The 26,486-nt window shown below is 70.0% G+C and carries 25 protein-coding genes; 8 read left to right on the forward strand and 17 right to left on the reverse strand.

Features of this window, described 5'->3' with window-relative positions; translation table 11 throughout:
- Positions 1–19: 19 nt before the first annotated feature.
- Positions 20–982 (reverse strand): tripartite tricarboxylate transporter substrate-binding protein, encoded by a 963-nt coding sequence (locus VQH23_RS06145; protein WP_338664747.1) that lies wholly within the window; start codon positions 980–982, stop codon positions 20–22.
- A gap of 81 nt (positions 983–1,063) precedes the next feature.
- Positions 1,064–2,143, reverse strand: coding sequence for a TauD/TfdA family dioxygenase (locus VQH23_RS06150; RefSeq protein ID WP_338664748.1), 1,080 nt, complete (start codon positions 2,141–2,143; stop codon positions 1,064–1,066).
- 211 nt (positions 2,144–2,354) lie between these two features.
- On the opposite strand from VQH23_RS06150, the gene VQH23_RS06155 reads away from it, so the two are divergent.
- The gene (locus VQH23_RS06155; RefSeq protein ID WP_338664749.1) at positions 2,355–3,446 is read left to right on the forward strand and encodes a LacI family DNA-binding transcriptional regulator; all 1,092 of its coding nucleotides are present in this window, start codon (positions 2,355–2,357) and stop codon (positions 3,444–3,446) included.
- A gap of 521 nt (positions 3,447–3,967) precedes the next feature.
- Here VQH23_RS06155 and VQH23_RS06160 read toward each other — a convergent pair.
- From VQH23_RS06160 to VQH23_RS06210, 11 genes are read right to left on the reverse strand one after another with little or no spacing between them, the layout of a single operon-like run.
- Positions 3,968–5,377: an FAD-dependent oxidoreductase gene (locus VQH23_RS06160; RefSeq protein ID WP_338664750.1), complete on the reverse strand. Its 1,410-nt coding sequence runs from the start codon at positions 5,375–5,377 to the stop codon at positions 3,968–3,970.
- The gene (locus VQH23_RS06165; protein ID WP_338664751.1) at positions 5,374–5,991 is read right to left on the reverse strand and encodes a cysteine hydrolase; all 618 of its coding nucleotides are present in this window, start codon (positions 5,989–5,991) and stop codon (positions 5,374–5,376) included. The genes VQH23_RS06160 and VQH23_RS06165 overlap by 4 nt, the downstream gene beginning before the upstream one ends.
- On the reverse strand, positions 5,988–8,066 hold the full coding sequence (locus VQH23_RS06170) for a hydantoinase/oxoprolinase family protein (RefSeq protein ID WP_338664752.1): 2,079 nt from the start codon (positions 8,064–8,066) through the stop codon (positions 5,988–5,990). Before VQH23_RS06170 ends, VQH23_RS06165 begins: the two co-directional genes overlap by 4 nt.
- Positions 8,063–9,727, reverse strand: coding sequence for a hydantoinase B/oxoprolinase family protein (locus VQH23_RS06175; protein WP_338664753.1), 1,665 nt, complete (start codon positions 9,725–9,727; stop codon positions 8,063–8,065). The genes VQH23_RS06170 and VQH23_RS06175 overlap by 4 nt, the downstream gene beginning before the upstream one ends.
- Positions 9,724–10,599, reverse strand: coding sequence for an isocitrate lyase/PEP mutase family protein (locus VQH23_RS06180; RefSeq protein ID WP_338664754.1), 876 nt, complete (start codon positions 10,597–10,599; stop codon positions 9,724–9,726). The genes VQH23_RS06175 and VQH23_RS06180 overlap by 4 nt, the downstream gene beginning before the upstream one ends.
- Before the next feature lie 16 nt (positions 10,600–10,615).
- Positions 10,616–11,317, reverse strand: a complete 702-nt coding sequence (locus VQH23_RS06185; RefSeq protein WP_408904327.1) for an ABC transporter ATP-binding protein — start codon at positions 11,315–11,317, stop codon at positions 10,616–10,618.
- Positions 11,310–12,083, reverse strand: coding sequence for an ABC transporter ATP-binding protein (locus tag VQH23_RS06190; RefSeq protein WP_338664756.1), 774 nt, complete (start codon positions 12,081–12,083; stop codon positions 11,310–11,312). The genes VQH23_RS06185 and VQH23_RS06190 overlap by 8 nt, the downstream gene beginning before the upstream one ends.
- Positions 12,080–13,045, reverse strand: coding sequence for a branched-chain amino acid ABC transporter permease (locus tag VQH23_RS06195; protein ID WP_338664757.1), 966 nt, complete (start codon positions 13,043–13,045; stop codon positions 12,080–12,082). Before VQH23_RS06195 ends, VQH23_RS06190 begins: the two co-directional genes overlap by 4 nt.
- A gap of 37 nt (positions 13,046–13,082) precedes the next feature.
- Positions 13,083–13,955: a branched-chain amino acid ABC transporter permease gene (locus VQH23_RS06200; RefSeq protein ID WP_338664758.1), complete on the reverse strand. Its 873-nt coding sequence runs from the start codon at positions 13,953–13,955 to the stop codon at positions 13,083–13,085.
- A complete protein-coding gene (locus VQH23_RS06205; protein ID WP_338664759.1) occupies positions 13,955–15,169 on the reverse strand; it encodes an ABC transporter substrate-binding protein in 1,215 nt (404 codons plus the stop codon). Before VQH23_RS06205 ends, VQH23_RS06200 begins: the two co-directional genes overlap by 1 nt.
- Entirely contained in the window at positions 15,166–16,014 is an 849-nt protein-coding gene (locus VQH23_RS06210; protein ID WP_338664760.1) for a GntR family transcriptional regulator, read from the reverse strand. Before VQH23_RS06210 ends, VQH23_RS06205 begins: the two co-directional genes overlap by 4 nt.
- Positions 16,015–16,136: 122 nt before the next feature.
- On the opposite strand from VQH23_RS06210, the gene leuC reads away from it, so the two are divergent.
- From leuC to VQH23_RS06235, 5 genes are read left to right on the forward strand one after another with little or no spacing between them, the layout of a single operon-like run.
- Complete coding sequence (leuC, locus tag VQH23_RS06215; RefSeq protein WP_338664762.1) at positions 16,137–17,552, forward strand: 3-isopropylmalate dehydratase large subunit; 1,416 nt, start codon at positions 16,137–16,139, stop codon at positions 17,550–17,552.
- On the forward strand, positions 17,552–18,178 hold the full coding sequence (gene leuD, locus VQH23_RS06220; protein ID WP_338664763.1) for a 3-isopropylmalate dehydratase small subunit: 627 nt from the start codon (positions 17,552–17,554) through the stop codon (positions 18,176–18,178). Before leuC ends, leuD begins: the two co-directional genes overlap by 1 nt.
- Before the next feature lie 50 nt (positions 18,179–18,228).
- The gene (locus VQH23_RS06225; RefSeq protein WP_338664764.1) at positions 18,229–19,020 is read left to right on the forward strand and encodes an MBL fold metallo-hydrolase; all 792 of its coding nucleotides are present in this window, start codon (positions 18,229–18,231) and stop codon (positions 19,018–19,020) included.
- Positions 19,017–19,928, forward strand: coding sequence for a hypothetical protein (locus VQH23_RS06230; protein ID WP_338664765.1), 912 nt, complete (start codon positions 19,017–19,019; stop codon positions 19,926–19,928). The genes VQH23_RS06225 and VQH23_RS06230 overlap by 4 nt, the downstream gene beginning before the upstream one ends.
- A complete protein-coding gene (locus tag VQH23_RS06235; protein WP_338664766.1) occupies positions 19,925–20,719 on the forward strand; it encodes an aldolase/citrate lyase family protein in 795 nt (264 codons plus the stop codon). The genes VQH23_RS06230 and VQH23_RS06235 overlap by 4 nt, the downstream gene beginning before the upstream one ends.
- Positions 20,720–20,733: 14 nt before the next feature.
- Here the strand turns inward: VQH23_RS06235 and VQH23_RS06240 are convergent, their stop codons facing one another.
- Positions 20,734–21,483, reverse strand: a complete 750-nt coding sequence (locus VQH23_RS06240; protein ID WP_338664767.1) for a hypothetical protein — start codon at positions 21,481–21,483, stop codon at positions 20,734–20,736.
- Between VQH23_RS06240 and VQH23_RS06245 the strand changes: the two genes are divergently transcribed.
- On the forward strand, positions 21,482–22,543 hold the full coding sequence (locus VQH23_RS06245; protein ID WP_338664768.1) for a tripartite tricarboxylate transporter substrate binding protein: 1,062 nt from the start codon (positions 21,482–21,484) through the stop codon (positions 22,541–22,543). The genes VQH23_RS06240 and VQH23_RS06245 overlap by 2 nt on opposite strands.
- Positions 22,544–22,561: 18 nt before the next feature.
- On the forward strand, positions 22,562–23,521 hold the full coding sequence (locus VQH23_RS06250) for a tripartite tricarboxylate transporter substrate binding protein (RefSeq protein WP_338664769.1): 960 nt from the start codon (positions 22,562–22,564) through the stop codon (positions 23,519–23,521).
- A gap of 91 nt (positions 23,522–23,612) precedes the next feature.
- Here VQH23_RS06250 and VQH23_RS06255 read toward each other — a convergent pair whose 3' ends face one another.
- From VQH23_RS06255 to VQH23_RS06265, 3 genes are all read right to left on the reverse strand, one after another.
- Positions 23,613–24,452 (reverse strand): hypothetical protein, encoded by an 840-nt coding sequence (locus VQH23_RS06255; protein ID WP_338664770.1) that lies wholly within the window; start codon positions 24,450–24,452, stop codon positions 23,613–23,615.
- A 16-nt stretch (positions 24,453–24,468) separates the two neighbouring features.
- On the reverse strand, positions 24,469–25,332 hold the full coding sequence (locus VQH23_RS06260) for an alpha/beta fold hydrolase (protein ID WP_338664771.1): 864 nt from the start codon (positions 25,330–25,332) through the stop codon (positions 24,469–24,471).
- An 86-nt stretch (positions 25,333–25,418) separates the two neighbouring features.
- Positions 25,419–26,399 (reverse strand): tripartite tricarboxylate transporter substrate binding protein, encoded by a 981-nt coding sequence (locus tag VQH23_RS06265; protein WP_338664772.1) that lies wholly within the window; start codon positions 26,397–26,399, stop codon positions 25,419–25,421.
- Between the last annotated feature and the right edge of the window lie 87 nt (positions 26,400–26,486).

Genomic DNA, 26,486 nt, shown 5'->3' on the forward strand with positions numbered 1-26,486 from the left:
GGTGGCTCCTTCCGCGCGGCTACTGCGAGACGTTGATGAGGCCCTCGCGCGCGGCCTGGGCCCAGCGGGCGTCGTCGCGCTGCAGGAAGGTGGCGAAGGAACCGAGCACGATCGGCTTCACGTCGGCGCCGAGTTCCAGCAGCCGCGCCCTCAGCGCCGGCTCGTGCAGCGATTCCTCGATGGCGCCGGCCATGCGGCCCGCGATCGGCGCGGGCAGGGCGGGCGGGGCGTACATGCCGTACCAGGCGGTGAACTCGTATCCCGGCACGCCGCTCTCCGCGATGGTCGGCACATGCGGCAGCAGCCCGGAGCGCGTGTCGGAGGTGACGGCCAGGACGCGGATCCGTTCGTCCTGGATGTAGGGCAGCACGGAGACGGTGCTGGTGACGCAGGTCGGCAGGTGCCCGGCGACAAGGTCGTTCAGCATGGGGCCGCTGCCGCGGTACGGCACCTCCGTCATGGTCAGCCCGGCCATGCGGGCGAAGTTGTTGCCGGCGAAGCTGGTGGCGGCCTCGGTCGTGCCGAAGCTGACGCTGCCCGGCTTCTCCTTCGCCGCCTTTATCATCCCAGCGAGGTCCCGGAAGGCGCGCCCGTTCACCGCGATGCAGAGCGGAAAGCTGGAGAGCAGGGCGATGGGCGTGAAGTCGTTCACGGGATGGAAGGGGATGCTGCGCATGGAGTACTTGTTGATCACGTGCGCGCCGGTGCAGACGGCGAAGGTGGTGCCGTCCGGCGGGGAGCGCATGACCTGCTCCGCCCCGACCACGCCGTTGGCGCCCGCGCGGTTCTCCACCACCACGGGCTGGCCGAGGCGGCCCCGCAGGCTGTCCGAGAGGGCGCGCGCGAAGATGTCCGTGCCACCGCCGGGCGCGTAGGGCACCACGATGCGGATGGGCTTGGTCGGCCACTCCTCGGCCCTGGCGCTTGGGGCGAGGGCAAGCCCCGCGCCGGCGGCCAGGAGGGTTCGGCGCTGGATGGTCATGCTGGCAGTTCCTCCCGCGGTCGCCCCTCTTGCGGGGCCGTTTGTTGGGACGGAGCGTCGGGGCGCTCCGTCCGGGCAGCCCTAGAGGCTGTAGGGCGTGTCGCGCATGCCGAGCTCGGCCGCGGCGCGGGCCTGGTAGGCAACGAGCTCCGGCGTGACGCCGCGCCCCTTGAAGCCGCCGCGCACGCTGTTGGCATCCACGCTCTTGTAGACGTCCAGCAGGGCGGGGGAGAGCGGCCGCGCCTCCGGTACGGAGAGCCAGAGGCGCAGGAGGTGCCGCTTGCGCTCCGGCTCCTCGAAATCCTCGTAGTGGGTGCGGGAGTGGATGAGGACGTGGTTGTTGACGAGCTGGAGGTCGCCCGGCTCCAGCCACATGTCGAAGGAGAAGTCCGGGCTCTCCGCCATGCGCTGCACCGTGTCCAGCGCCTCGTGCTGCAGCGGCGTCAGGCGGGGCGTGCCCTCCATGGCCTGGGTGGAGCGGATGTGGTTGCGGATGTAGCGGCAGGCGAAGGCGCCGTCCCGCTCGCTGAAGACCGGCGCCATGTACCAGGGCGCCTCGTCCGCCGCCTCCTCGTTCTGCCGGCTGTGCGGGAAGAGGCCGTACAGCGCCTCCGCCAGGTCCGGCCGTGTCCGCACCAGTTCGTTGTGGATCGCCACCGTGGAGGAGAGGCGGCTGAGGCCGCCGGAGCGCGCGGTGTTGAGGCAGAGCAGCCCTACGACGTCGCTGCCATCCGTGTGGTAGTCCAGCTCCGCATTCGTGTTGTAGCCGCGGCCGCTGCCGCTGCGGTAGGTTCCGCCGGCGTCGCGCACGTCGGAGATGAGCTGGCTGGCCTTGCCCTGCGGGCGCGCCACGCCGAGATGGGCGCCGACGGCCCAGGCCATCAGCCTGTTCTCCTCCGGCGTGCGGCCGGCGGTGGGCAGGCCGCGCAGCACGATGAAGCCGGGCCCGTCCTCCACCACGGCGCGCGCGTCCCCCAGTACGGCGGCGAAGCGGCCGAGCGCCACGTCGCGGCGGGTGATGTCGAGCATCGGCTTTCCGCCCGCCTTCAGCGCATCCACGGCGGCGCCGAGATCGGCGGCCTCCTCCTCCGCCACCTGGCGCAGCCAGCGGCCCGAATTCACTATGCCGGCAGGGCGCCAGTCGGCCTCGGACCGGATCATCCGATGCATCCGCTTCATCTCCCGTTCTCTACTTCCCCGCGTGAACCCGCAGGGTTGAGAGGAGCATGGCCCGGTCGTTGTGGGACCATCAAGAGGTTTTGGGCAAAGGTTTGCACGACATCTCTGCTGCGCTGCAGCGCCAATTCTTCGCCCGCAAGGATCGTGGTCGTGCAAAGCTTTGCTCGCGAGGAGGACATGCTAGCATTGCCGCATGGATCTGCCCGCCTCACGCCTCCGGCCGGCCCGCGCAACACTGCTCTCCCTCGCCGGGGCTGCCGGGGTCTCGGCGTCTACCGTGTCCCGCGCCCTCCGCGGGGATGGTCGGATCTCTCCAACGACCCGCAAGCGGATCGAGGCGTTGGCGGCAGAGACGGGCTACGCGCCGAACGCGATGGCGCGAACGCTGCTCGGCGGGCGCAGCGGATTGATCGGGCTCGTGCTCGGGCCGATGCACAACCCCTTCTATCCGGACCTGCTGGAGGAGTTGGTCGCCCAAGCAGCGGAGCGCGGGCAGCGTCTGGTGATCCTGCACGCGGGTGAGGGCTCCATGGAGGACCGCACCGCCCAGGCCCTGCTGCAGTACCAGTTGGACGGGTGCATCGTGACCTCGGCCGTGCTGCCCTCTCGTATCGCGGCGATCTGCCGGGAGAACGCGGTGCCGCTGGTCATGGTGAATCGCGTGGCGCGGGAGCACGGCACGGCCGTGTACTGCGACAACGTCGAGGGAGGCGCGCGCCTCGCCGACTGGCTCATCGATGCCGGTCACCAGCGCCACGCGGTGGTCGGGGGCCATGTCGACACCTCGACGAGCCTGGACAGGGAGCGCGGCTTCGTGGCCCGGCTGGCGGAGCGGGGCCACGCGTTGGCCGTGCGCTTCGACGGCGGCTCCACCAGGCAGGGAGGGTGGGCGGCCGGCACGCAGGTCGCGACCATGTCACCCGGGAAGCGGCCTGATGCCATCTTCGCCGTGAGCGACGGGATGGCCATGGGCGTGATCGACGCATTACGTGCCAACTCCGTGCCGGTGGGAGAAGCGGGCGGCGTGTCTGTGGTCGGGTTTGATGGCGTGGCGGCGGCGCTGAAGCCCCCTTACGAGCTGACGACCATCGTTCAACCGTTGCAATCCGTGGTCGGGCGCGGCCTGGACCTGCTCCTCGCACGGGTGGAAGACCCGGCAGCGCCGGACGAGGTGGTGATGCTGCGCGGCACGCTGCACCTCGGCCGCTCCGCATGGCGCTACGGCTGTGCACGAGGGAATAGGGCATACGGTTGCGCTGCGGGTAGGTCAGCACGTCACCCATAGCCTCCAGCGCCAGTTCAGCCGTTGGATCATCCATCCAGCGCTCGGCCTGAATGCAGTGGGTACGCTCGTCATCCGAGTGGCTGGCGCTGGCTTGGACACGGCCAAGCGCAGGTCGCAGGCCAGGGCAACTCACCGCCGCCTACATTACGCCATCGGTGGCGGCCACCATCGGCCGGGGGGTGGCGTTCATGGCGACGCACACCTCTGGCAGGACAGCTCCATCCAGCGGCAGGTGCCTTACCGTGATCTTGGCACCCGCGCTGAGGTGTTCAAACCCGGCGTCGCGGAGCGGTTTGCCTGCCGGGCGCTGCTCGGGGAAGGCGAAGAACCAGTTGCTGCGGGTGTTGTCCCGGAACCGGCCAACCTCAGGAAAGTGTCGCCCGGCCTAGGCGATCCCGGCAGCTACCGCGCCCCCTCGACCGAAGCAGGAGCTTTCAGGCCGGTGTGAGCCAGCATCGGCCGCAAGCTCCCGACCCCACCGTCATCGCCCGCCTGACATCACCCCAGTTCCGGTTCCCGGATCAACGGGCCCGCATTCCCTCAAAGGCTGCTTCGCTTGCGGCTCGGCCCGCGATTCGCCCGAGCGCCACCGCCGTTAGCAGCCCATTCCCCGAAAGGTATCCGGACGCCCGCGCCCCCGAGACACCGCAGGCCGCGCCACCGGCCGCGAAGAGGTTAGGAAAGGAGCCACCCTCCATCCGCCGCACGCGCGCAGTTTCATCGACCACGAGGCCCCCCTGCGTGTGGAAGAGCGCCCCGGTGACGCGAACGGCGAAATAGGGTGCGACCAATTCCGGCACACCGGCGAAGTTCCGTCCCTGGGAGTCGGTCGCACCTTCTCTCTTGAATTGCGACACCTCCTGCAGCGTCGCCGCCAGGGCGCCCTCCGGCAGGCGGGTGAGGGCAGCGAGAGCCGGGACGGTCTCGGCCGCAAGGACGGCGCCGGCGGCTTCCGCCAGACGGAAATCCTCGAACTGCCGGGCAATCCCCGCGATTCGCTCGTCGAAAATCGTCCAGGCCAGCCCGTCGGGTTGCTCGAGCACCTTTGCGGCCTGCTCGGAATAGCCGTGGCTCTCATCGGAGAAGCGATGCCCCTCCAGGTTCACCTGCACGCCGCCCTCGGTGATCGTGGCCCAGGTCAGGAGAATACCGGCCGGGTGCGCCACCGATCCGTGCCCCTGATGCCCGGAGAGGTGGCGCGTGGCGGCGCCCAGCGCCTCGCCCCAGAGAACCGCGTCGCCCTGATTGCCAGCATGGCCGAAATACAGGGCATCCGCGAGGTCCGGGATGTGGCGGCGCACGAGATCCTTGTTGCCGCCATAGCCGTTGCAGGCGAGGACCAGCGCGATGCAGCCGATGCGGTCCTCGGTCCCGTCCGGCCGCCGCAGCGTCAGCCCCGCGATGCGGCCATCCGGCGTGGCATGCAAGGCCACCACATGGGCATCGCAGAGGATATCGATCCCCGCCGCCTCGGCGGCCTGTCGCAGCCGGTCCACCAACTCCTGGCCGGAACGGGTGGGCAGGCCGTGCATGCGGTTCGCGGAATGGCCGGGGTAGCGAAAATCCGTGATGACGGAGAAGTCGAGCCCGTGCGCATCGGCCAGCCATTCCAGGGCCGGTCCGGCCGCGCGGGTCACGGAAGCGACCTCCGCCGGGTCCGGCTCGCCCTCGGCCTTGGCCCTGATGTCGGCGGCGAAGGCCTCGGGGGTGTCGGCGATGCCGGCCTCCCGCTGCCAGCGCGTGCCGGCAGCAGGGACGAGCCCGGCGGAGAGGGCGGTGGAGCCGCGCGGCACCGGGTCGCGCTCCAGCACCAGCACCTCGGCCCCGGCCTCCCGCGCGGCCAGGGCGGCGCAGAGGCCGGCAGCGCCGGCGCCGACCACCACAACGGGGATGGTGACTTCATAACCCCCGCCGGCCGGCAGCACGGTCATGCGGCGTGGCCCAGCTCGGCCATCACCTCCCCAATGGTGGCGATTTGGGCCACGGAGCGCAGGGCTGTGATGGCCGCCTCATGGGTCTCGAGGCCGAAGGCCGCGCAGCCGTCGGACAGCACGGTCACGTCGATGTCGCGCACATGCGCGTCCCGCACCGTCGTCGCCACCCCGCCATTGGTGACGATGCCGCCCACGACCAGGCGCTCGATCCCGCATTTGCGGAGCAGCCACTCGAAGCGGGTCATGTAGAAGGCGGAATAGGCGACCTTCTCGATCATCAGGTCGCTCGGCTGCAGTGCATCGACCAGTTGGTGCCCCCAGGCGCCGGGCTGGAAGTCGCCTTTCCGCAGGAAGGGGCGCAGTGCCTTGAGATGTGGCGAGATGATAGGCTCGCCGCCCTTGCCGGGGATTAGGGTGAAGTGGGTGGAGACGATCCAGCCGCCCGCCGCGCGCATCGCACGGGCCAGCGGCTCGAGCTTGCCTGGCAGAGCGGCGATGGCGGGATCGCCCTGGCCGCCGCGCGCGTAGGCGCCATCCGGATGGATGAAGTCGTTCTGTAGGTCGAAGATCAGCAGCGCGGTTTTCGAGGCGGGAACCGGGGCATGACTCACGCTGCTGCCTCCTCGCGGCTGGCCGCGCCTGTTATGATGACATTGCCCAGGTGATCCACCCGCGCGATGAGGCCGGGGTCGACCACGGTGGTGGCATCCGGCTGCTCCAGTATGGCCGGGCCATGCACCACGGCGCCCACCGGCAGGTCGAGGCGCGAGAGGATCGCCGTCTCATGCCATGCGCCGCCGAACCAGACCGGCCGTGTACCGCGCTGAGCTGCCTCCATCGAGGCGCCGGAACCGGGCGCCAGGGCGGACAGGTCGAAGTGCGGGCGCCGGCCGACGGCGGCGGTGCGCAGGTTGACGATGCGCGCTGGCACGCCGGTGAGCAGGCGGCTGAAGCTGGCCTGATAGGCCGCCTCGAAGGCCTGCCGGATCGCCGCCTCCGTCACCCCCGTCGTGCCCTCCGCAACCTCGAGAGGCAGCGGCACCGAGACCGTGTGGGTCTGCCCGGCATAGTGCATGTCGAGCGCGAAAACCGTGTCGATCCGCTCCACCGGCAGTCCGGCATCGGCGACCACGGCGCACAGGGCCCTGGCTTCCGAAACCATCAGGCGGTCCAGCGCAGCGGCGTCCACGCCATCCAGGGAGAGGCTGACGGTGCGAACCCCGTCATGCCGGATATCCGCGATGACGCAGCCCAGTGCCGAGTTGATGCCGGGGAAGCGCGGCACCAGCGCCGCCTTCAGCCCGACATCGCGAATCAAGGCGCCGGCATGCAGCGCACCGCCGCCGCCGAACGGCACGGCGGCGAAGCGCGCCGGGTCATGCCCGCGCTCGATCGAGACGAGGCGGATGGCGCCGGCCATATGACCGTTCGCGACGCGCAGGATGGCCTCCGCGGCCGCCATGGCGTCGAGGCCGAGCGGGCGACCGACATGCTCCAGGATGGCGGCCTTCGCCGCCTCCACGTCCAACCGATCGAGGCCGCCGCCGATCGGGCGTTCCGCATTGATGCGGCCGAGCACGACATTGGCGTCCGTCAGCGTCGGGCGCGTGTTGCCCCCGGCGTAGCAGACAGGCCCGGGGCGCGATCCCGCGCTCTCCGGCCCCACCTGCAGCAGCCCGCCGGCATCGACGCGGGCGATGGACCCGCCGCCGGCGCCGATGGTGGTGATCTCGATCATCGGCGTGCGGATCACCAGGCCGAAATCAATGGTGGTCTGCGCCGCCAGCGCGGTCTCGCCGTCGACCACCAGCGACACGTCGAAGGAGGTTCCGCCGAGATCGCCTGTGACCACGTCGGGGAAGCCGGCCGCGCGCGCGATGGCAGCGGCCGCGATCACCCCGGCGGCCGGGCCCGAGAGGGCTGTCCGCACAGGCATGCGCCTGGCTGATTCGGTGGACATGACGCCACCGTTGGACTGCACGATGTGGAAGCGCCCGGTGAAGCCGTCGCCCTGCAGCGCCGCGTCGAGTTTCCCGAGATAGGAACCCACCACGGGCTGCAGGTAGGCATTCAGCGCGGTGGTGGAGGAGCGCTCAAACTCGCGGATCTCCGGCAGGATCTGGGAGGAGCAGGAGATGGAATCGCCTGGCCAGACCTCGGCCGCCGCGGCCAGGGCGGCCCTCTCGTTCTCCGGATTCGCATAGGCGTTGATGAAGACGATAGCGAGCGCCTCCGCCCCCTGCGCGACGAGCTGCCGCACGGCCGCGCGCACGGCCTCGGCATCAACGGGCTGGCGGACGGTGCCATCGGCCAGGATGCGTTCATCCACCTCCAGCCGGAAATCGCGGTCGACCACGGGGATGAAGTCGCCCCAGAGACCCCAGGTGCGCAGCCGATCGCGGCGGCGCATCTCGATCACGTCGCGAAAGCCGCGCGTGGTGATGAGGCCGACCTTGGCGCCCTTGCGCTCCAGCAGCGCGTTGGTGCCAACCGTGGTGCCGTGGACAACGGAGGCAAGGTCGGAGACGGCGCCGAACTGCCGGAGGCCGTTGAGGAAGCCCACCGCCTCGTCGCCGCGGTTCGAGGGAACCTTGGCGGTGCGGAAGCTCCTGCTCGCCTCGTCGAAGAGGAAGAGATCGGTGAAGGTGCCGCCGACATCGACACCGACGACCTTGGCGCCGCTCATGCCAGGTTCTCCGGCGCCACGTAGCCCAGCCGCGCATCGCGCGCCGAGGCCGCCGGGTCGCGCAATGCCGGATCGCCCCAGCCACCGCCCCCGGGCGTCTCCAGGCGTACGCTCTGCCCCGCGCCAAGCTGGATGTCGGTGATTTTGGACACCATGGGCGGCGTTCCCCTTCCCTCCGCCGTAGCCCAGGAGAAGCGGTTGAGCGCGGCCGAACCGCCGCCTCCCACGCCGAAGGGCGCGACCTTGCCGCGCTCTCCCAGTAAGGAGACGCTGGCCGGCACCAGTGCCTCGATCTCATAGACCGCGCCGAGGCCGCCGCGGTGCTCGCCCACGCCCGCAGAACCGGGTCGCAGCGCCCACTGCTTGAACATCACGGGATAGGCAGCCTCCAGGATCTCCACGGGCGGAATGGTTGCCGTGGAGATGGGGTTGTTGGCGTGGCTCAGCCCGTCGCTCTCCGGATTGCCGCCGAGCCCGCCGCCGAAGAAGGAGAACATCACCCAGCGCGAGCCATCCTTCCGGTACCCGGCCATGGAAAGCGCATTGATCGTGCCGAAGGGCGCCGCAGTGGCGCGAGCCGGGTCGGCCTTGGCCAGGGCGCCGAAGATCACGCCGATTAGCCGGAGAACCGTCTCGGTGTAGCCCGCCATCGGATGCGGCGCGCCCGCGCCGAGCAGCGTGGTACCCGGCACCACGAAGCGAATGGGTCGCAGGCAGCCGGCATTGGCCGGCACCTCGGTGAACACGTGCTTGAGCGCGACGTAGCAGCCCGCGATGGTGGTGGCGCGGCTGATGCTGACCGGTCCCTGCGCGGGCGCCGAGGAGCGGGTGAAGTCGAGCACCATCTCCTCCCCCGCGATGGTGAGGTCGAGCGCGATGGTCAGCATCTCGTCGGTGATGCCGTCATTGTCCAGCACGTCCTCGAAGGCATAGGTGCCGTCGGGCAGGCCGGCGATGGCGGCACGCATCAAGGCTTCCGCACGGGCGGAGAAGGCGGTGAAGGCACCCTGGACAAGCTCCTCGCCGTGCTCGTCGATCAGTGCGCCGAGACGGCGCTCGCCGAGATCCAGCGCGTTCAGCTGCCCGTTCAGGTCGCCCCAGTTGGAGGCGGGCACGCGGGAATTGGCCGCCAGGATGTCCACGATGTCCTGGTTGATCCGGCCATCCCGCATCAGGCGCACGGGCGGGATCCGGAAGCCTTCCTGGAAGCTCTCGGTTGCCTTGGGGTTGTAGCCGCCGGGCACGTTGCCGCCGACATCCAGCCAGTGCCCGACCGAGGCGATCCAGCAGAACAGCGTGCCCTGGCGGAAGACCGGCCGCACCAGGCGGAAGTCGTTGAGGTGGGTGCCTCCCTCGTAGGGATCGTTGAAGAGGAAGGTGTCGCCCGGGCGCAGGTCGCCGTCCCGCGCCACCTTGTCGATCACCACCTTCACGGCAAAGGCCATGGCACCCACGAAGATGGGGAGGCCGCTCGTACCCTGCACGAGGGTCTCGCCGGTCTCGGCATGGTACAGGCCGTGGCAGGCGTCCTTCGCCTCGGCGATGATCGGGTTGAAGGCGGAGCGGAACAGCGTCGCGTCCATCTCGTCCGCGATGCCCTCCAGCCGTCCCTTGAGAATGGCCAGCGTGACGGGATCCGGCGTCATGGAGACCTTCGTCACGCCTGCTTCTCCTCGTAGCGGCGCCCGAGCGCCAGCATCTCCGGCGTGCCGATCACCGCGTTCAGCTCGGTGAAGTCGAACATGCGATTCGAGAAGGGCGCGTTGGAGCCATGGGCCGCGAGTGAGCGGTAGTAATCCTGCGCCGTGCGGGCCAGGGCCCGCGCGATGCCGCCGGGAAAGATCACGAGGCGGAAGCCCATCTGTCCCAGTTCCCCGGAGGTGGAGATCGGCGTGTCGCCGCCCTCCACCATGTTCGCCATCAGCGGGCAGGCACTGCCCAGCACCTGCACGATCCTGGCCATCTGCTCGCGGTCACGCGGCGCCTCGACGAAGAGAATGTCGGCCCCGGACTCGGCGTAGATCGCAGCCCGGTCGAGCGCCGCCTGCAGCCCGTCCGTCGCCACGGCATCCGTCCGAGCGATGATCAGCGTCTCCTCGCTGGCGCGCGCATCCACGGCCGCGCGGATCTTGCCGGCCATCTCGGCAGCGGAGATAAGCGACTTGCCCTGCAGGTGGCCGCAGCGCTTGGGCAGGGTCTGGTCTTCCAGCTGGATCGCCGTCGCGCCTGCGCGCTCGAACATCCGCACGGTGCGCTGCACGTTCAGCGCGTTGCCGTGGCCGTTATCGGCATCCACCACCAGGGGAAGCGCCACGCGGTCGCGGATCAACGCCACCGTCTCCGCCATCTCCGTCATCGAGACGAGCCCGATATCGGGCCGGCCAAGGCGCGTATAGGCAATGGCGGCGCCCGATACGTAGAGGGCCTCGAAGCCCGCAGCCTCGGCCAGGCAGGCGGTCATGGCGTCGTAGATGCCGGGGGCGGTGACAGGGCGGGGGTCCGCCAGCCGCTGCTTCAGGAGGGTCGTGCTCATCATTGCCTCAAGGGCCTTACAGGCCGAGATAGACGCGGCGGAGTTGGGGGTCGTCGCGCAGGGTTGCGGCGGGCCCGTTCAGGGCGAAGGCGCCGTTCTCCAGGATGAAGCCGCGCGATGCGATCTCGAGGGACTGCACCACGTTCTGCTCCACCAGCAGGATCGGCAGCCCCTCCGCGTTCAGGCGGCGGATCAGGGCGAACATCTCCTCCACCAGCAGCGGGGAGAGGCCGAGGGAGGGTTCATCGAGGATCAGCAGGCGGGGCTCCGCCATCAGGCCGCGCCCGATGGCGAGCATCTGCTGCTCCCCGCCGGACAGGGTGCCGGCGAGTTGCCGGGCGCGCTCCCGCAGCTGCGGGAACGTCTCGAAGACGCGGTGGAGGTTGGCGCCGCGCCGGGGGCGGCCACGGCGGTAGGAGCCGAGCTCCAGGTTCTCCTGCACGCTCATGTTCGGGAAGATCCGGCGCCCCTCCGGCACATGGATCAGCCCGGCCTCGACGATGGCGGCGGGGGTTGCGCGGTCCAGCCGCATGCCGTCGAAGGTGATCGCGCCGGCACGGGCCGGCAGCACGCCGGAAAGCACCTTGTTCAGCGTCGTCTTGCCCACGCCATTGGCGCCGAGCACCGCCACGATCTCACCCGCGGCCACCGCCATGTCGAGGCCGCGCAGCACCTCCACCGGGCCGTAGCCGGCGCGCAGGCCCGTGATCTCAAGCATGCGTGCCATCGGTCGCGTTAGGGCTCACGCTCTGGGCCGCAATCCTCGCGGCGGCGCCATGGCCGAGGTAGGCCTCGATCACCCGCGGGTCGGCCGTGACCTCGCGCGGGGCCCCGGCCGCGATCATGCGCCCGCCCGCGAGCACGTGGACATGGTCGCAGAGGTTCATCACCGCCTGCATCACGTGCTCGATCATCAGGATGGTCACGCCGCGCGCGCGGATGCCGCGGATCACCGGGATGATGTCGCGCACCTCCGAAGGATTGAGGCCGGCCAGCACCTCGTCCAGCAGCAGCAGGCGCGGCTCGGTGGCCAGGGCACGGGCGAGCTCCAGCCTCTTGCGGCCGGAGACCGTGAGCGCGGAGGCCTGGGCATCGAGCATCGAGGCCAGCCCCACCTCCTGCGCCACGGCCTCGGCGATGTGGATCGCCTCGGCCCGGCCGGCATGGCGGAGATAGGCGCCGACCGAGATGTTCTCGCGCACCGTCAGCCCGGCGAAAGGCTGCACGATCTGGAAGGTACGGGCCATACCTCGCGCGGCTCGCCGGTGCGGCGGCTCCGCCGTCACGTCCTCGCCGCGAAAGGTCACGCGGCCGGCACTGGGCGCGAGGAACCCGGAAAGCAGGGAGAAGAGCGTCGTCTTGCCCGCGCCGTTGGGGCCGATCAGCCCGATCAGCCCGCCCTCCGGCACCTCCAGGGAGGCATTGTCCACCGCCAGCAGGCCGCCGAAGCGGCGTGACAGGCCCTCCGCGCGCAGCAGGCTCATCGGCCGAGGCTCCCTAGGAGACGCCGCACCCCGCCCATCACGCCCTGCGGCAGGAAGGCGACGGCCAGGATCAGCAGCGCGCCGAAGAGCACGAGATCGACCCCGGGCAGGGGGCCGGCAACGGCGCCGAAGGCGATCTTCGCCGCCTCACCTGCCCCGTGCAGCGCCAGCGCACCGATCACCGGGCCCAGCACCGTGCCGCTGCCGCCGAGGACGCAGGCGATCAGCACCTCCACCGAGATCCAGGTGCCATAGGCGATGTTGGCGTCGAGATAGAGGAAGTTCTGCACGTAGAGGCAGCCCGCCGCCGCCGTGATGCCACCCGAGAGCGCGATGGCGAGGAGCTTCGTCCGCAGCACGTCCACCCCGAGTGCGCGGGCCGCGTCCTCGTTCTCCCGCACCGCCACCAGCCGCGCACCGAAGCGACCGCGAGCGATCCAGGCGGTGAGCAGCAGCACTGCCAGCACGCAGGCGATGACCAGCCACAGGAAGGCACCGCGGGAGGGGAACTGCAGGTTCCCGACGCCCGGCGCCATGCGGACCAGCAGTCCCGCCGCGCCGCCCGTCCAGTCCGCGGCATTGGCGAGGATGCGGAGGACCTCCGCGAAGGCGAGAGTGACGAGTGCGAAGTAGGAGCCGCGCAGCCGGGCGCGGAAGGAGAGCGCGCCAATCACCCATCCCATCGCCGCGCCGAAGGCGATGCCGGCCGCGAGCCCGACCCAGGCATTCACGCCGTAGCGCAGCTGCAGGACGGCGGTGACATAGGCGCCCGTACCGAAGAATGCGGCATGACCGAAGGAAAGCTGCCCGGCATACCCCCCCAGCAGGTTCCATCCCTGCGCCGCCAGGGCGACGATGAGGGAGGAGACGAGAAAGTTGAGCGCCACGTTGGATGCGAAGAACGGCGCCAGCGCCAGCAAGGCCAGCAGCACGCCTCCAGGCCAGATCTCCCGCGCGCTCATGCCCCCACCCTCATGCCCTCGTCCTCAGGACCGTCCGTCATGCACGGGCCCCGAACAGGCCCGTGGGCCGCAGCAGAAGCACGAGAATGAAGATGAGGAAGATGCCAAGCTGCCCGAGGCTCTCGCCCAGCAGCAGGCCGCCGAGGCTTTCCACCACCCCGATGAAGAGCCCGCCCAGCAGAGCCCCGGGGATCGATCCCATGCCGCCGAGCACGACGATGGTGAAAGCCACCAGCACGAAGGCGTTGCCCACGCGCGGGTTGACGTAGAAGGTCGGCAGCAGCAGGCAGGCGGCAACGGCCAGGCAGGCGCAGCCCAGGCCGAAGGTCACGGCGAAGATGTGCCGCGGATCGATACCGGCAAGCTGCGCGCCCAGCCGCTCCTTCGACACCGCGCGGATCGCCCTGCCTGTGTCGGTCGCGGAGAGCAGCGCCCAGAGCAGCCCCGCCGTGACCAGCGCCACCGCGAAGCCGATCAGCCGTGGCCGGGAGAGCAGCATCGGCCCCAGCTCCACCACGTCGAAACCGGCATCGGTGCCGAGCGTGCGGGTGTCGGAGCGGAACAGGGCCAGCAGCGCATTCTCGAGGATGATGGAGAGGCCGAGCGTGACGAGTAGTGTGTTGCCGTCCTCCCCGTGGCTGGAGGGGCCGATCACCCAGCGCTGCAGCGCGTAGCCGAATCCGAAGAAGGCAAACGCCATCGGGAGGATCGCGAGATAGGGATCCAGCCCGAAGGTGGCGTGCAATCCCCAGGCCGCGAACATGGCGCAGGTCAGCAGGGCCCCGTGCGCGAAGTTCACGATGTGCAGGACGCCATAGACAAGGGTGAGGCCCAGCGCGACCAGCGCATAGGCCGCGCCGGCCAGGAGGCCGTTCACCAGGGCCTCCGCGATGATGGCGGGCGGGATCATCAGCCCTGGATCGGAAAGACGGCCCGGGCGTCGGCCACCTCGGTGGGGTAGACCACCTTGATGTCGCCGTCCTGTACCTGCGTGTTCACGGGGCGCGCGCCGGCGTTCTGGCCGTTGACGAAGCGCGTGGGCGAGTAGGGCATGATGTGGCCCGCATAATCGGAGGCCGCGAGCGCCTGGATCACCTTTGCCCGGTCCGCCGCGCCGGCGCGGTTCACCGCATCGGCCACCAGCTTCACGCAGGAGTAGTTGAGCGGGATGTTGTAGCCCCAGAACTTCCCCGCGGCATCCGCCTGCCGCTTCAGCACGATGGCCTCGGCATTCTTGGGGTCGTGCCAGTGATTGCAGTCCATCACGCCCAGCGCCGCGTCCGGGAATTCCTTGACGAAGCGGTAGTTGGAGGCGGCACCGTTCAGCACGGCATAGATGCCCTTCGGCCGGATGCGCTGCTGCCGCATGGTGCGGGAGAGCAGCACGAACTCGCCGTAATAGGAGGAGGGAACCAGCAGGTCCGGCCGTAGGGAGCGGAGGCGGAGCGCGATGTTGTTCATGTCGCGTGCCGGCGTCGGGTGGGCGATGGTTTCCAGCACCTCGAAGCCGTGCTTCGGCAGCTCCGTCGCCATGAGCCTCGCCAGGCCGGAGCCGAAGAGCCCGTCCTCATGAACGAGCACCACGGTCCTGCAGGGCTTGCCGGCGGCGTCGTTCAGGCGGACCAGGTTCTCGATCGCGGCCGAGGTGACGGTGCCGAAGCCCGGCGCGAACCGGAAGGTATTGGCCAGACCCCGCGAGGTGATCTGGTCCGCCACCCCCACATCCACGACATAGGGCAGGTCGTAGCGCGAGGCCGCCTGACTGGCTGCGAGGCAGATCGGGCTCGCAAAGCCGCCGACGATGGCCACCACGCCCTCGCCCTGCAGCTTCTCCACCTCCTGCGCCCCTGCCTCGGGGTTGGAGCGCGCATCCGCCACCACCAGTTCCACCCTGGCGCCGCCCAGGGCGGGAAGCCCGCCCGCGGCGTTGATCTGCGCCACCGCTGCCTCGGCACCGAAGCGGCCGAGATCGCCGTCCTGGGCCAGGGCGCCGGTCAGCGGCTGCAGCAGGCCGATCTTCACAGCGGCTGGTTGCGCCCGCAGCAGCGCGGGCATCGCCAGCAGCGCCGCACCGGCCGCGCCGGCACCCAGCAGCGCGCGGCGGGGAAGGAGGGGATGGATCATCGTGAGGAGGTCCTCTCGGGTTTCCGCGGCCGCGCCGCCCGCTGTGCGGTGATCATGGCCTCACCGGGATGCGACAGGGGGCTCCAGCGCCGCTCGCCGTCGGCGCCCGTGCGCTGGAGCTGCATCTCGAAGGAGAATCGGTCCGGGCGATAGAGGGCACGCAGATGCTCCACCGGCCGCCCGTCCTCATCCTGCACGAGGCGGGTCAGCGCGATCAGCGGAGCGCCGATCTCCACTTCAAGCCATTGGGCCGTCTCGGGCCCGGCCAGGGCGGCACCGATGCTCTGCCGCGCGCGACCGATCCGCAAGCCGGAGCGCTCCAGCAGCGCCAGCAGCGGCTGGTTTGCAAGATCCGCCTCGGAATAGGTGCGGCCGATCCGCCCGGGAACATGCGTCGTGAGATGTGAGAAGGGCCCCTCGGCCATGCGGCGCACGCGCACGGCGCATTGCGCGGCCTCGCCCGGCGGCAGCTCCAGGCTCTCGGCCACGCCGGGCGGCGGCAGGACGTAGCCGAAGGAGAGAAGCCGCACCTCGGTGCGTCGCCCCATCTCCTTCAGGTGGGAGAAGACGTCGGAGAAATCGACCACGGTGGGCGGTAGCGCCGCGCCGCCGCGCACGAAGGTGCCTACGCCCGGCCGACGCTCCACCAGCCCGTCCTGTGCAAGCTGGTCCAGCGCGCGGCGGATGGTCACGCGCGCCACGCCGTGCTCGGCCGCCAGATCGGGCTCCCCTGGCAGGCGCGCGCCGACCGGCAGGGAGCCGCCGGCGATGCGGTCGCGCAACACCAGATAGATCCGGCGCGCCTTGAAAGGTTCCACCGCCGCGTTCAATCGCCCGCCTCTCACCCCGCTCCTGTCCTATATCCAAGACAGCACGCAGTCTAGGTTACAGAACAGGAGGATTGCATCAAGTGTTTTGCCGTGCCTATCGTCCGCCAACGGAAACGGACGGGAACGGGGAAGAGGGTATGGCGGATGCCGCGCCTCGAACATTGTTCGACAAGGTCTGGGACGCGCACGTCATCCTCACGCGGGAGGATGGGCAGGCGCTGCTGTTGATCGACCGCCACTTCTTCCACGAGGGCTCCCACCACGCCTTCAACCAGCTCCGCGCGCGCGGCGCCGCGGTGGCGCGGCCCTCGCAGAATGTCGGCGTGGCCGACCATTACGTGCCCACCCGCGGCCGCGGCGGTCCAATCGCCGATGAACCCATCCGCCGCATGGTCGCGCAGATCTCCGACAACGCCGCGCAGCACGGACTCCGCCTCTTCGGGCTGGACGATCCCGGCCAGGGCATCGTGCACGTCGTCGGGCCGGAGCAGGGGTTGACCCTGCCGGGGCTGACGATCGTCTGCGGTGACAGCCACACCTCCACCCACGGCGCGTTCGGCGCGCTGGCCTTCGGCATCGGCGCCTCCGAGGTCGCCCATGTGCTGATGACGCAGACCCTGTGGCAGCGCCGTCCCCGCCGCATGCGCGTGGCGGTGGAGGGCGTGCTGGCCCCCGGGGTGGGCGCGAAGGATCTGGCGCTCTCCGTCATCGCGCGACTGGGCGCCGATGGCGCGCAGGGGCATGCGGTGGAGTATGCCGGATCGGCGGTGCGTGCCCTCTCCATGGAAGGTCGCCTGACGCTCTGCAACCTCTCCATCGAGTGCGGCGCTCGGTGCGGCATGGTGGCGCCCGACGCCACCACCCTCGAATTCCTACGCGGCCGTCCCTTCGCGCCGGAGGGTGCCGGGTTCGACCGCGCGGCCGAGGCCTGGATGGCCCTGCCCGGCGACGCCGATGCCGCCTTCGACCGCAGCCTGACCCTCGATGCCCGGGAGATCGTGCCGATCGTCACCTGGGGCATCAGCCCGGAGGATGCGCTGCCCGTCACCGCCACCCTGCCCGACCCCGGCCGTGTCACCGATCCGTCGCGCGCCGCGCAGATCCGTGACGGGCTGGACTATATGGGCCTTCATGCCGGCCAGAAGCTCTCGGACGTTGTGGTGGACCGCGTCTTCATCGGCTCCTGCACCAACAGCCGGATCGAGGATCTGCGCGCCGCCGCCGCCGTGCTGGCGGGGCGCCGCTCGAAGGTGCCGGGCCTCGTCTCCCCCGGCTCCACCCCCGTTAAGCGCCAGGCGGAGGCGGAAGGGCTGGACCGCATCTTCATCGAGGCCGGGCTAGAATGGGTGGAATCCGGCTGCTCCATGTGCGTCGGCATGAACGGCGACCTCCTCGCCGCCGGGGAGCGCTGCGCCTCCACCACCAACCGCAACTTCAAGGGCCGCCAGGGCAAGGGGTCGCGCACGCATCTGATGTCACCGGCCATGGTCGCCGCCGCGGCGGTCACGGGCTATCTCACCGATGTGCGGCCGCTTCTGAAAGGCCGCGCCTGATGCAGCCCTTCCGCCTCCTCACCGCCACGGCCTGCCCACTCCCCCAGGCGAACGTGGACACGGACCAGCTCATCCCCGCCCGTTTCATGAGCCGCCCCCGCAGCGCCGGCTACGGCGACTTCCTGCTGCACGACCTCCGCTTCGGCGCGGATGGCGCGCCGCACCCGGAGTTCCCGCTGAACCGGCCGGAGCGCATGGGCAGCGGCATCCTCGTCGCCCGCCGCAACTTCGGCAGCGGCTCCTCGCGCGAGGCCGCCGCTTACGCGCTGGTCGATCACGGGATCCGCTGCGTCCTGGCTCCCAGCTTCGGCGACATCTTCAGCAGCAATGCCGTGAACAACGGCCTGCTTCCAGCGCCGCTGGAGGAGGAGGCGATCGAGGCTCTGCTCGCCTGGCTGGAGGCGGGCGGCCGAGAGGTCACCGTTGATCTGGAGGCCGGCAGCGTCCGGGCCGGCGAGTTGTGCTGGTCCTTCACCATCGACCCGGTCTGGCGCACGAAGCTGCTGAATGGCTGGAGCGACGTGGACCTTACCCTGAGCTACGCCGAGGCCATCGCCGCCTTCGCCGAGGCCGACCGCGGCCGCCGCCCCTGGGCCTGGCTGCCCGAGGGCACCGCCACACGGTGATGCCCGCCCCTGTGGCCCACCCCATAACCTGTCGAGGAGCTACGCCCGGGATGACCAGCCCGCATCACCACGAGGCCGGGTTCGCCCGCACCGGCACCCTGCCGCGCGCGATCACGCCGGACTGCCTGTGGACCGGCCGTTGCCTCGCCAGCAGCGTGCCCGACATGCACGCGCACTACTCGCTGTACCTGCTGAAGGGTCGCGACAGGACGGTGCTGATTGATACGGGCCACCCGATTCACTGGAACGAGGTGAGGGCCGACGTGGCCGCCTTCCTGGATGGCCGTCCGCTCGACTACATCTTCCCCACGCATAGCGAGCTGCCCCATTCCGGCCTGCTCGAGCGCTGGATGCGGGAGTTCCCGGACGCGATCGCGGTCGGTGATGTCCGGGATTACCCGCTTTACCACCCCTCCCTCGCCCCGCGCTTCCGGCAGGTCGAGCCCGGCGACTCCCTCGACCTGGGCGACCGCCATTTCCTTTTCCTGCCCCCCGTGTGGCGCGACCTGCCCGACACGCTCTGGGGGTTCGACACGAAGGATCGCATCCTCTTCCTCTCCGATGCCTGCGCCTACTTCCACGCGCATGTCCCCGGGCAGTGCGATCACCTGAGCGGTGAGATCCCGCCCCCTGACATCGCGATGATGCAGGACTTCAACGACAAGGCGCTGCACTGGCCGCGCTTCACCGACAGCCGCCCGAGCTTCCCCGAGATGGACGAGCTGATCGCGCGCCTGCGGCCGCTCCTTCTCGCCGGCGCTCATGGCTGCGTTGTCGACACCCCGGCGGAGACGCTGCCCCTGTTCAAGCAGGGCATCTCCATGAAGCCTGTCGCTGTATGAGCGCCGAGACGGAGGGCTTTTCAGAGGTCGTTCCCGGCACGCTCTACGCGACCGGCGGATGGATGGAGGTGGCGGCGCGCCCGGTCAGTTGGCTCCCGCCGGAGGGCCGCGGCCTGCTGCCGGTGCAGGGCTATGTCCTGCGCGATGGTGGTAGCTGGCTGATGATCGACACCGGCCTGGCGATCCATTGGCCGCTGATCGCCGACGGCATCGCGCGCACGCTTGGGGGCACGACGGAACGGCGCCTGATCACCACACGCCGCGAGCAGGACAGCATGATCAACCTGCCCGCCATCCTCCGTGAGTTCGGGGTGAGCGAGGTGCTTTATGCCGGAGTCCTGAACCCGCTCGACTTCTTCGAGGGCATGGAGGAGACCGATGCCGCCGCCCGCATCGAATCTGTGCCCGGCCTGCGCGCCGCGCGCATCGCGCCCGGCACCGTGACCGAGATCGGCCGGCTACGGCTGGAGGTGCTGCGGGTGGAGCTGCGCCTGCTCGCCACCAACTGGTTCTACGAGCGCGAGACCCGCACACTCTTCACCTCCGATGCCTTTGCCTTCCTCACCCGCCCCGCTGCCGCCTGGTCCCCTGGCCTCTCCCGTCTGCGCGCGCCGGGCGAGGTCCCGATGCGGGCGGAGGACGCAGCGCTCTTCCTCTCCGCGAAAATGGATTGGCTGATCGGAATCGATCCGGCCCCGGTGATCCGCGACCTGGACCGCATCCAGGCTACCTGTGCCATCGACCGCCTGTGCCCGGGCTTTGGCTGCGTGATCGAGGGCCGGGCCGCGGTGCGCGAGGCCTTCGACCGGGTTCGCGAGGCCCTTGCGATCCTCGCGGGCCGTCCGCGGACGCTCTGGCGCTTTCCCGACGCCCTGATCGGGTCGCCGCTGCTGGAGCAGCCCGCGTGAGCCCCCGCCCGGGAACGGCGTTCCGTGCGCGGATGCGCGCGGGCGAGCTCGCCCTCGGCAGCAATCTGCGGATCTCGCGCAGTGCCGAGGCGGGCCCGATCCTCGCTGCTTGTGGCTTCCACTGGGCGATGATCGATTTCGAGCACAGCCCGGCTTCGCCGCATCTGGCGCACGACATCGCCCTCTCCGCGATCCGCGCCGGGCTGCTGCCGCTTGCGCGCCCGTCGAGCCACGACCCGCGTGAGATCGCGGGGCTGCTCACCAATGGGGCGCTCGGCCTCGTCGTGCCGCATGTGGATACGCCGGAACAGGCGGCCGCCGTCGCGCGAAGCGCGCGCTTCGCCCCGCGCGGCAACCTCTCCGTTCCCGGGACCCTCGCGCATTTCGGCTACGACAAGGGATTGGCCGAGGCCTGTGCGATCTTCAACGAGGAGGTCGTGATCGTCGTGATGATCGAGAGCCGCACGGCGGTCGCGAATGTCGAGGCCATCGCTGCCACCCCGGGGATCGACGGACTGTTCATCGGCGGCTCCGATCTGCTTTGGGACCTTGGCCTGCCCGGCCGCTACGATGCACCCGAGCTGCTGGATGCGGTGCAGCGCACCGGCACGGCCGCCCGGCGGCACGGCCTCTTCGCCGGTATGGGCGGACCGAAGGAGGAAGGCCCCTGGCACGGATTCCTCCGAGCCGGGATGCGGATGATCCTGACCGAGAACGACATCACCTTGATGATGCGCGGTGCGCGGGACCGGCGATGCTTCTTCGAGGGCGCCCTCGCGGCTTCCGCCTGATGCGCCCGCCGGCCCTAGCGTTCCGGGGCTGGCGGGGTTTCGGGCAGGGCGAGCGGTCCCTGGCCCGCCGCCTCGGCCCAGGCCGCGAAGGGCGGCGTGGGCCGCACGCGCCCGCTGCGCAGCAGCGCGAGCCAGACATCGGCGGCCCGCACGAAAGGGTTCACCCCGCGCGGCCAGATGATGAGGCTGAGCGCCTCCGCCATCCACCGCTCATCCAAGCCTGTCCCGTAGGCGTCCTCCAGTTCGACGCCCAGCGCCCAGAGATTGCCGCGCGCCGCGTGCACGGCCAGGCGAAGCAGCCGTGCCGTCGCATCGGGCAGATCGCCCGATGCATTCAGCGCCGCCGCGCCGTCGAGAAGGGAACGCGCCGCGTCGAAGCCCGGAAACTGCGAGGCCCAGGACTTCGCAAGGAAGCCGAGCGCGTCCGCGCCCATAGCCCAGGAGGTCTGGCGAAACACCGCGCCGGCCAGCCGGTCGTCGCCGCCGTGCCGATAGAACTGCGCGACGTGATGCGTGCCCACGGCCTCATCGCAGGCCACCAGGATGGCCAGCCACACGCATTCCCGCTGCAGCGGCGACAGGTGCTGCTCATCGAGTGTCAGCACGCGGTAGGTCGCGCGATAGGCCGCGTGCAGTTCCGGCAAGGCCGCCGCCATCAGGCCGTGATGCGGCAGGACATAGCCGCGCTCGTCTCGCAGCGCGGCCAGCGTCTCGCGCACGCGCTGCGGCTCGTTCATCCCGGTTCCGGCCTCGATCTTGCTCATGGCAGGCAAGCTCGGCCGCGACGCCGCACCCGTCAACCGCACCATGCCCGCAATCGCACAACCATCCGGCACGGAGACCACCATGCGCCGCCGCGAAGCCCTTGCCCTTCTCTCCACCGCGGCGGTTCCCGGCGCCGGGCCGGCTTTGGCACAGCCCGCCTGGCGCCCGACGCGGCCCGTCACGCTGCTCGTCCCCTTCCCGCCCGGAGGCGCCACGGATCTCTGCGCACGCGCCCTGCAACCGGGGTTGCAGGCGGTCCTCGGGCAGAGCGTCGTCATCGACAACCGCCCAGGCGCAACGGGGGTCGTCGGCACGCGCATCGTCGCCGGCCTGCCGGGGGACGGCCATACGCTGCTCGTGAACGCCAGCGGCACCATGACGATCCAGCCCGTGGTCATGCAGCACCCCGGCTTCGATGCGGAACGCGACTTCAAGCCGGTGATCCTGGCGATGAGCGCACCGAACGTCATCGTCGTAAATCCCGGCGTGCCGGCCCGGGACGTGGCGGAACTCAAGGCCTGGATGGCCGGGAGGAGCGACACCCTGTCCTTCTCCTCCTCCGGTATCGGCTCCTCGGAGCAGCTCGGCTTCGAGCTGTTCCTTCTGCGCACCGGCCTGAAGGCGACGCATGTTCCCTTTGCCGGCGGCGCTGCCGCGATCACGGCGGTGATCGGCAACACGGTGCCGCTCTCCATGGTCAACTCCGGTACCGCCGCGCCACAGATCACCTCCGGGCAGTTGCGCATCATCGCGGTCGCCGGCCCCCGTCGCCTGTCCTGGGCACCGGATGTCGCGACGATGGCCGAGCAGGGACTGCCTGATCTCCATTCCCTCTCCTGGACCGGTCTTTTCGCCCCTGCCGCCACACCGGATGCGGTGGTTGAAGCGCTGCACGACGCAGCTGCCATCGTCCTCCGCCAGCCCGAGGTGGTGGAGCGCCTGGAGCGCATCCGCTTCGTGGTGGAAGGCGGCAGTCGCGCCGATCTCGGCCGGCTCGTCTCCGGAGACCTCGCGCGCTGGCGCGGCGTGGTGCGGGACGCCGGCATCACCGTGAACTGAGCACAGGATCTGGCCCCCATGACCCTTTCCCGCCGCGCCCTGCTCTCCGCGACCGGTGCTCTGCCCGCCCCTGCCCTGCTGGCCCAACCCGCCTGGCGCCCGAACCGTCCGGTGCGCCTCGTCGTTCCCTTCACCCCGGGCGGCACGACGGACCTCCTGGGCCGCCTCGCCGCGCGCGGGATGGAGGCGCCTCTCGGCCAGACCGTCATCGTCGAGAACCGGGGCGGGGCTGGTGGCGCGATCGGCAGCGACCTCGTCGCCAAGTCCGCGCCCGACGGGCATGTGATCGTGCTGTCCAACATCGCCTCGCAGGCCATCGGCCCCGCGGTGTCGAAGCACATTCCCTACGACGCGGTGCGCGACTTCACGCCGATCGGCCTCATCGCCGCCGTGCCGAGCGCGATCGTGGTGGCCGCCGACGGCCCGATCCGCACCCTGCCGGAGCTGATCGAGCGCGCGAGGGCGGGCAGCGTCCGCTTCGGTTCCACCGGCGTCGGCACGTCCAGCCACGCGAAGCTGGAGCTGTTGAACCGCGCGGCCGGCGTGCAGATCATCCACGCGCCCTATCGTGGCTCCGCGCCGGCGGTCGCGGATATCCTCGGCGGGCAGATCGATGGGCTGATCGCCGCCGTGCCGGACGTCGGCCGCAACGATCGGCTGCGCATGCTGGCCGTGACGACGCCGGAGCGCGCCACCCGCTGGCCGGAGGTGCCGAGCGTGCGCGAGCACGGGCTCGGCACACTCGTCGCGACGAACTGGTTCGGCCTTTCCGGGCCCGCCAACATGCCGGCTCCCGTGGCCGATGCGCTCTGGGCTGCGCTTGCGAAGGGCCTTGCCGCGCCGGACACGGTGGAGCGGCTGCTGGACTTCGGCGCCGGCCCGAACAACATGACCCGCCAGGATTACGCCGCCCTGATCGCCTCAGAGGTGACACGTTGGGCCACGGTGGCGCGGGAGGCCAACATCCAGGGCGATTGATGCCGCGGGGCCGTGCTCGCCGGCTCCGGCCCTGCCACGCGGAACCCGCCCCGGACGATGGCGGCCGGATGACAGGATCCACGAAGAAGGCTCATCCCATCCTTTCGCGGTAGCGCGGACCCCAGTCCCCGCCACCAATCCAATCAAGCAGACTGGCGGCATCGGGATCCCGGCCATGCAGGATGAGGCTGGTACGCCATGCCAGGGCCAGCATGCAGGAGAGCACCGGCACCTGGCCGATGCGGGGGCGCGCGAGAATGGAGCCGAGGCTCGGCAGGCCCGTGCCCAGCATCACGACGGCATCAAGGCCGGAAGAGGCGGTGTCTGGCGTATCGAGGCTGGCCAGCGCCTCCTCCGCCGCCGCGCCGCTCATGGTGTAGATGGGATGGAAGGCTGCTTCGGGCTGGATGAGGGCCGCGACGCGCACCACCTCGAAGCCGCGCGCCTCCCAGTAGCCGCGGGAGGCTTCTGTCATATCCGACGAATATGGCGAGACAAGCCCGATCCGGCGCGCATTGAGGGCGACCAGCGCATCCCGCACGGCGCAGGCCGCCGTCACGAGGCGCACGCCCCGAGAGGCCTCAACCCGCGATATCAACGCATCCTCCGCTAGCACGCCGACATAGTAGGATGCGCCCGTGCAGGCGAAGGCATAGGCGCCGATCGGCGCGTTTCCGAACCGGTCCAACACATCGTCGAGCCCGCGGATATACTCCAGCAGGCGGTCAACCATACCGGGCCGCGCGCTGGTGAGCCGGGCCGTCACCATGCCGACGCCGCGCGGGCAGAGAAGGCCGAACTCGGCCTCCGCCGTCGTATTGGCTTGCGGAGTCAGGAGGCCCATCAGGCCGTGCGGGGCATATTCAAGCCTCAAGGTCGGCTGCGGCTCCGTCGAGCGATGCATTGTCGTGATGCTCAGCTGCGTGGTCACCCAAGAGGATGCGAGTTCAGGGAGTGCGATCGAGAAACTCCGCAAAACGGCCCACGGTCTCGGCCAGCGCCTCGGCACCGCCGGTCCCCGGTGTGATCATCGATTCAGAACCGGGAATAAGGTCCTTCACACGGTCAAAATAGGTGAGAAACATGTCGGTTCTGGCGCAGGCCATCAGTGTGGGCACGCGCACGAGGGGGAGGCGCGCCACCTTATCGTAGGCGATCGCCGCCCGATACGGGACGTGGTAGGTCCGGGCCGCCTTCAGCACCTCGACGACCTTATCGTGCAACTCGTCCGCGCTCGGAAGCCCCAGGTTGCGTCGATGGGCCGCGTCACGTCGGTACCACGGCCAGAAAAGATAGACGTCCCGCACGAAGTGCCAGATCCAGTTGAGCTGACTCCCGTGGAGATCGATCGTCACGCCCGGCGCATAATTCGCGAGCATCTCGGCCTGTTCTTCGGGCTCATAGAGGGACACACCGTCCAGGATGAGCCTGCGCACGCGGTGCGGCTGCGCGATGGCGATCTCGCAGGCGATGTTGGCGCCGGTATGGGACCCGTAGAGGTCAAAGCTTCCTACGCCGAGGGCATCCAGCGCGCGGAGATGGGCATCGGCGAAATAGGCGATGGGAGGCTGCTCGCCGTGCCGTGGCGCGGAGGAGTCACCATTGCCTAGCGTGTCGGTCGCCAGGACCCAGCGCCGCTGGCCGACGGCGCCGAGCAGTGGCTCGAGCATCTTCGCCGAGCCAGGCGAGGGATGGAGCATGATCAACGGAGGGCCGCCATGCGCCTGGCCTGCCGTGCGGTAGTGAACCTGCCCCTCGGCCACATCGGCGAAGCCGCGGCTGATGCGAACAGGCGTCGCGTTCAGGCTCATCACTCGACTTCCTTAAGGATCACTGGGCACGACAGCGGGGGCCGGTCCGGCCCCGGTCGCTTCCGAAGGCTGGCTCGCCGGCCGCATCAGCCGGCGCGAATGCCGGTGGCCTTCGCGAACTCGCCCCAGCGCTTTAGATCGTCCGCGATCTTGCGGCCGAAGGCGTCCGGATCCGTGGCCTCGATGACCATGCCGCTTTCCTGCACGAGCTGCTGGTACTCTGGCACCGCCAGCGCCACGGTGCACTCCCCGTGCAGGCGCTCGACCAGCCAGCGCGGCGCGCCGGCCGGCAGGGCGATGCCGTACCAGGAGTTCATCTCGAAGCCCGGATAGGTCTCCGCCACCGCCGGGATGTCGGGCAGGCGCGACATGCGATTCAGCGTCGAGATGGCGAGGCCCTTGAGACGCCCCGCCTCGAGGTGGCCGGTCACCGCGCCAATGCTGAAGAAGGCGAAATCGACCCGGCCCGCCAGCATGTCGATGATGGCCTGGGTCGAGCCCGTGTAGGGCACGTGCAACATGGGCGCGCCCGAAAGCCTGGACAGCATCTCGGCGGCCAGATGGGTGGTGCTGCCCTGACCGACGGAGGCGTAGGACAGTGGCTGCCGGGCCGCCTTGGCGATGGTGATGAAGGACGTCAGATCCGCCGCACCCAACTCGGGACGGCAAACCAGCACGGTCGGCACCGATGCGATCTGCATCACCGGCACGAGATCCTTGAGCGGATCGTAAGTGACGTTGGATTGGAAGTTCGGCGCAAGGGTCAGCGGCCCGGCATGGGCCAGCAGGACCGTGTAGCCGTCCGGCGGAGAGCGCAGCGCAAGCGCGGTTGCGATCGTTCCGTTAGCACCCGGGCGGTTGTCCATGACCACCGGCTTGCCCAGGCGCTCGGTCAGGCGCTGATTGATGGGGCGCGCCAGAAGATCGGAGGGACCGCCCGGGGCCCACGGATTGATCATGCGGATCGGTCTATCCGGCCACCCCTGCTGGGCATGTGCCTTCCCGATGCAGGGAGCGGCCACCATGCCGCCAAGTAACATCCGCCGACCAATGGAACTCACGACCATCGAACGTCTCCTGTCCAGTGATGTGCTGGGCGCAAAGGCCGTGCCACGAAGGGCATAGGGGCCATCTCAGAACATTCTTTCGGCAGA

The organism is Pararoseomonas sp. SCSIO 73927, assembly GCF_037040815.1.
Taxonomy (GTDB): Bacteria; Pseudomonadota; Alphaproteobacteria; order Acetobacterales; family Acetobacteraceae; genus Roseomonas.

What these genes read in the sequence shown, in the direction of transcription:
- VQH23_RS06145 (WP_338664747.1), bottom strand. Translation starts at nt 982, where the DNA reads ATGACCATCCAGCGCCGAACCCTCCTGGCCGCCGGCGCGGGGCTTGCC.
- VQH23_RS06150 (WP_338664748.1), bottom strand. Translation starts at nt 2,143, where the DNA reads ATGATCCGGTCCGAGGCCGACTGGCGCCCTGCCGGCATAGTGAATTCG.
- VQH23_RS06155 (WP_338664749.1), top strand. Translation starts at nt 2,355, where the DNA reads ATGGATCTGCCCGCCTCACGCCTCCGGCCGGCCCGCGCAACACTGCTC.
- VQH23_RS06160 (WP_338664750.1), bottom strand. Translation starts at nt 5,377, where the DNA reads ATGACCGTGCTGCCGGCCGGCGGGGGTTATGAAGTCACCATCCCCGTT.
- VQH23_RS06170 (WP_338664752.1), bottom strand. Translation starts at nt 8,066, where the DNA reads ATGAGCGGCGCCAAGGTCGTCGGTGTCGATGTCGGCGGCACCTTCACC.
- VQH23_RS06180 (WP_338664754.1), bottom strand. Translation starts at nt 10,599, where the DNA reads ATGAGCACGACCCTCCTGAAGCAGCGGCTGGCGGACCCCCGCCCTGTC.
- VQH23_RS06185 (WP_408904327.1), bottom strand. Translation starts at nt 11,317, where the DNA reads ATGCTTGAGATCACGGGCCTGCGCGCCGGCTACGGCCCGGTGGAGGTG.
- VQH23_RS06190 (WP_338664756.1), bottom strand. Translation starts at nt 12,083, where the DNA reads ATGAGCCTGCTGCGCGCGGAGGGCCTGTCACGCCGCTTCGGCGGCCTG.
- VQH23_RS06195 (WP_338664757.1), bottom strand. Translation starts at nt 13,045, where the DNA reads ATGAGCGCGCGGGAGATCTGGCCTGGAGGCGTGCTGCTGGCCTTGCTG.
- VQH23_RS06200 (WP_338664758.1), bottom strand. Translation starts at nt 13,955, where the DNA reads ATGATCCCGCCCGCCATCATCGCGGAGGCCCTGGTGAACGGCCTCCTG.
- VQH23_RS06205 (WP_338664759.1), bottom strand. Translation starts at nt 15,169, where the DNA reads ATGATCCATCCCCTCCTTCCCCGCCGCGCGCTGCTGGGTGCCGGCGCG.
- leuC (WP_338664762.1), top strand. Translation starts at nt 16,137, where the DNA reads ATGGCGGATGCCGCGCCTCGAACATTGTTCGACAAGGTCTGGGACGCG.
- leuD (WP_338664763.1), top strand. Translation starts at nt 17,552, where the DNA reads ATGCAGCCCTTCCGCCTCCTCACCGCCACGGCCTGCCCACTCCCCCAG.
- VQH23_RS06225 (WP_338664764.1), top strand. Translation starts at nt 18,229, where the DNA reads ATGACCAGCCCGCATCACCACGAGGCCGGGTTCGCCCGCACCGGCACC.
- VQH23_RS06230 (WP_338664765.1), top strand. Translation starts at nt 19,017, where the DNA reads ATGAGCGCCGAGACGGAGGGCTTTTCAGAGGTCGTTCCCGGCACGCTC.
- VQH23_RS06245 (WP_338664768.1), top strand. Translation starts at nt 21,482, where the DNA reads ATGGCAGGCAAGCTCGGCCGCGACGCCGCACCCGTCAACCGCACCATG.
- VQH23_RS06240 (WP_338664767.1), bottom strand. Translation starts at nt 21,483, where the DNA reads ATGAGCAAGATCGAGGCCGGAACCGGGATGAACGAGCCGCAGCGCGTG.
- VQH23_RS06250 (WP_338664769.1), top strand. Translation starts at nt 22,562, where the DNA reads ATGACCCTTTCCCGCCGCGCCCTGCTCTCCGCGACCGGTGCTCTGCCC.
- VQH23_RS06260 (WP_338664771.1), bottom strand. Translation starts at nt 25,332, where the DNA reads ATGAGCCTGAACGCGACGCCTGTTCGCATCAGCCGCGGCTTCGCCGAT.
- VQH23_RS06265 (WP_338664772.1), bottom strand. Translation starts at nt 26,399, where the DNA reads ATGGTCGTGAGTTCCATTGGTCGGCGGATGTTACTTGGCGGCATGGTG.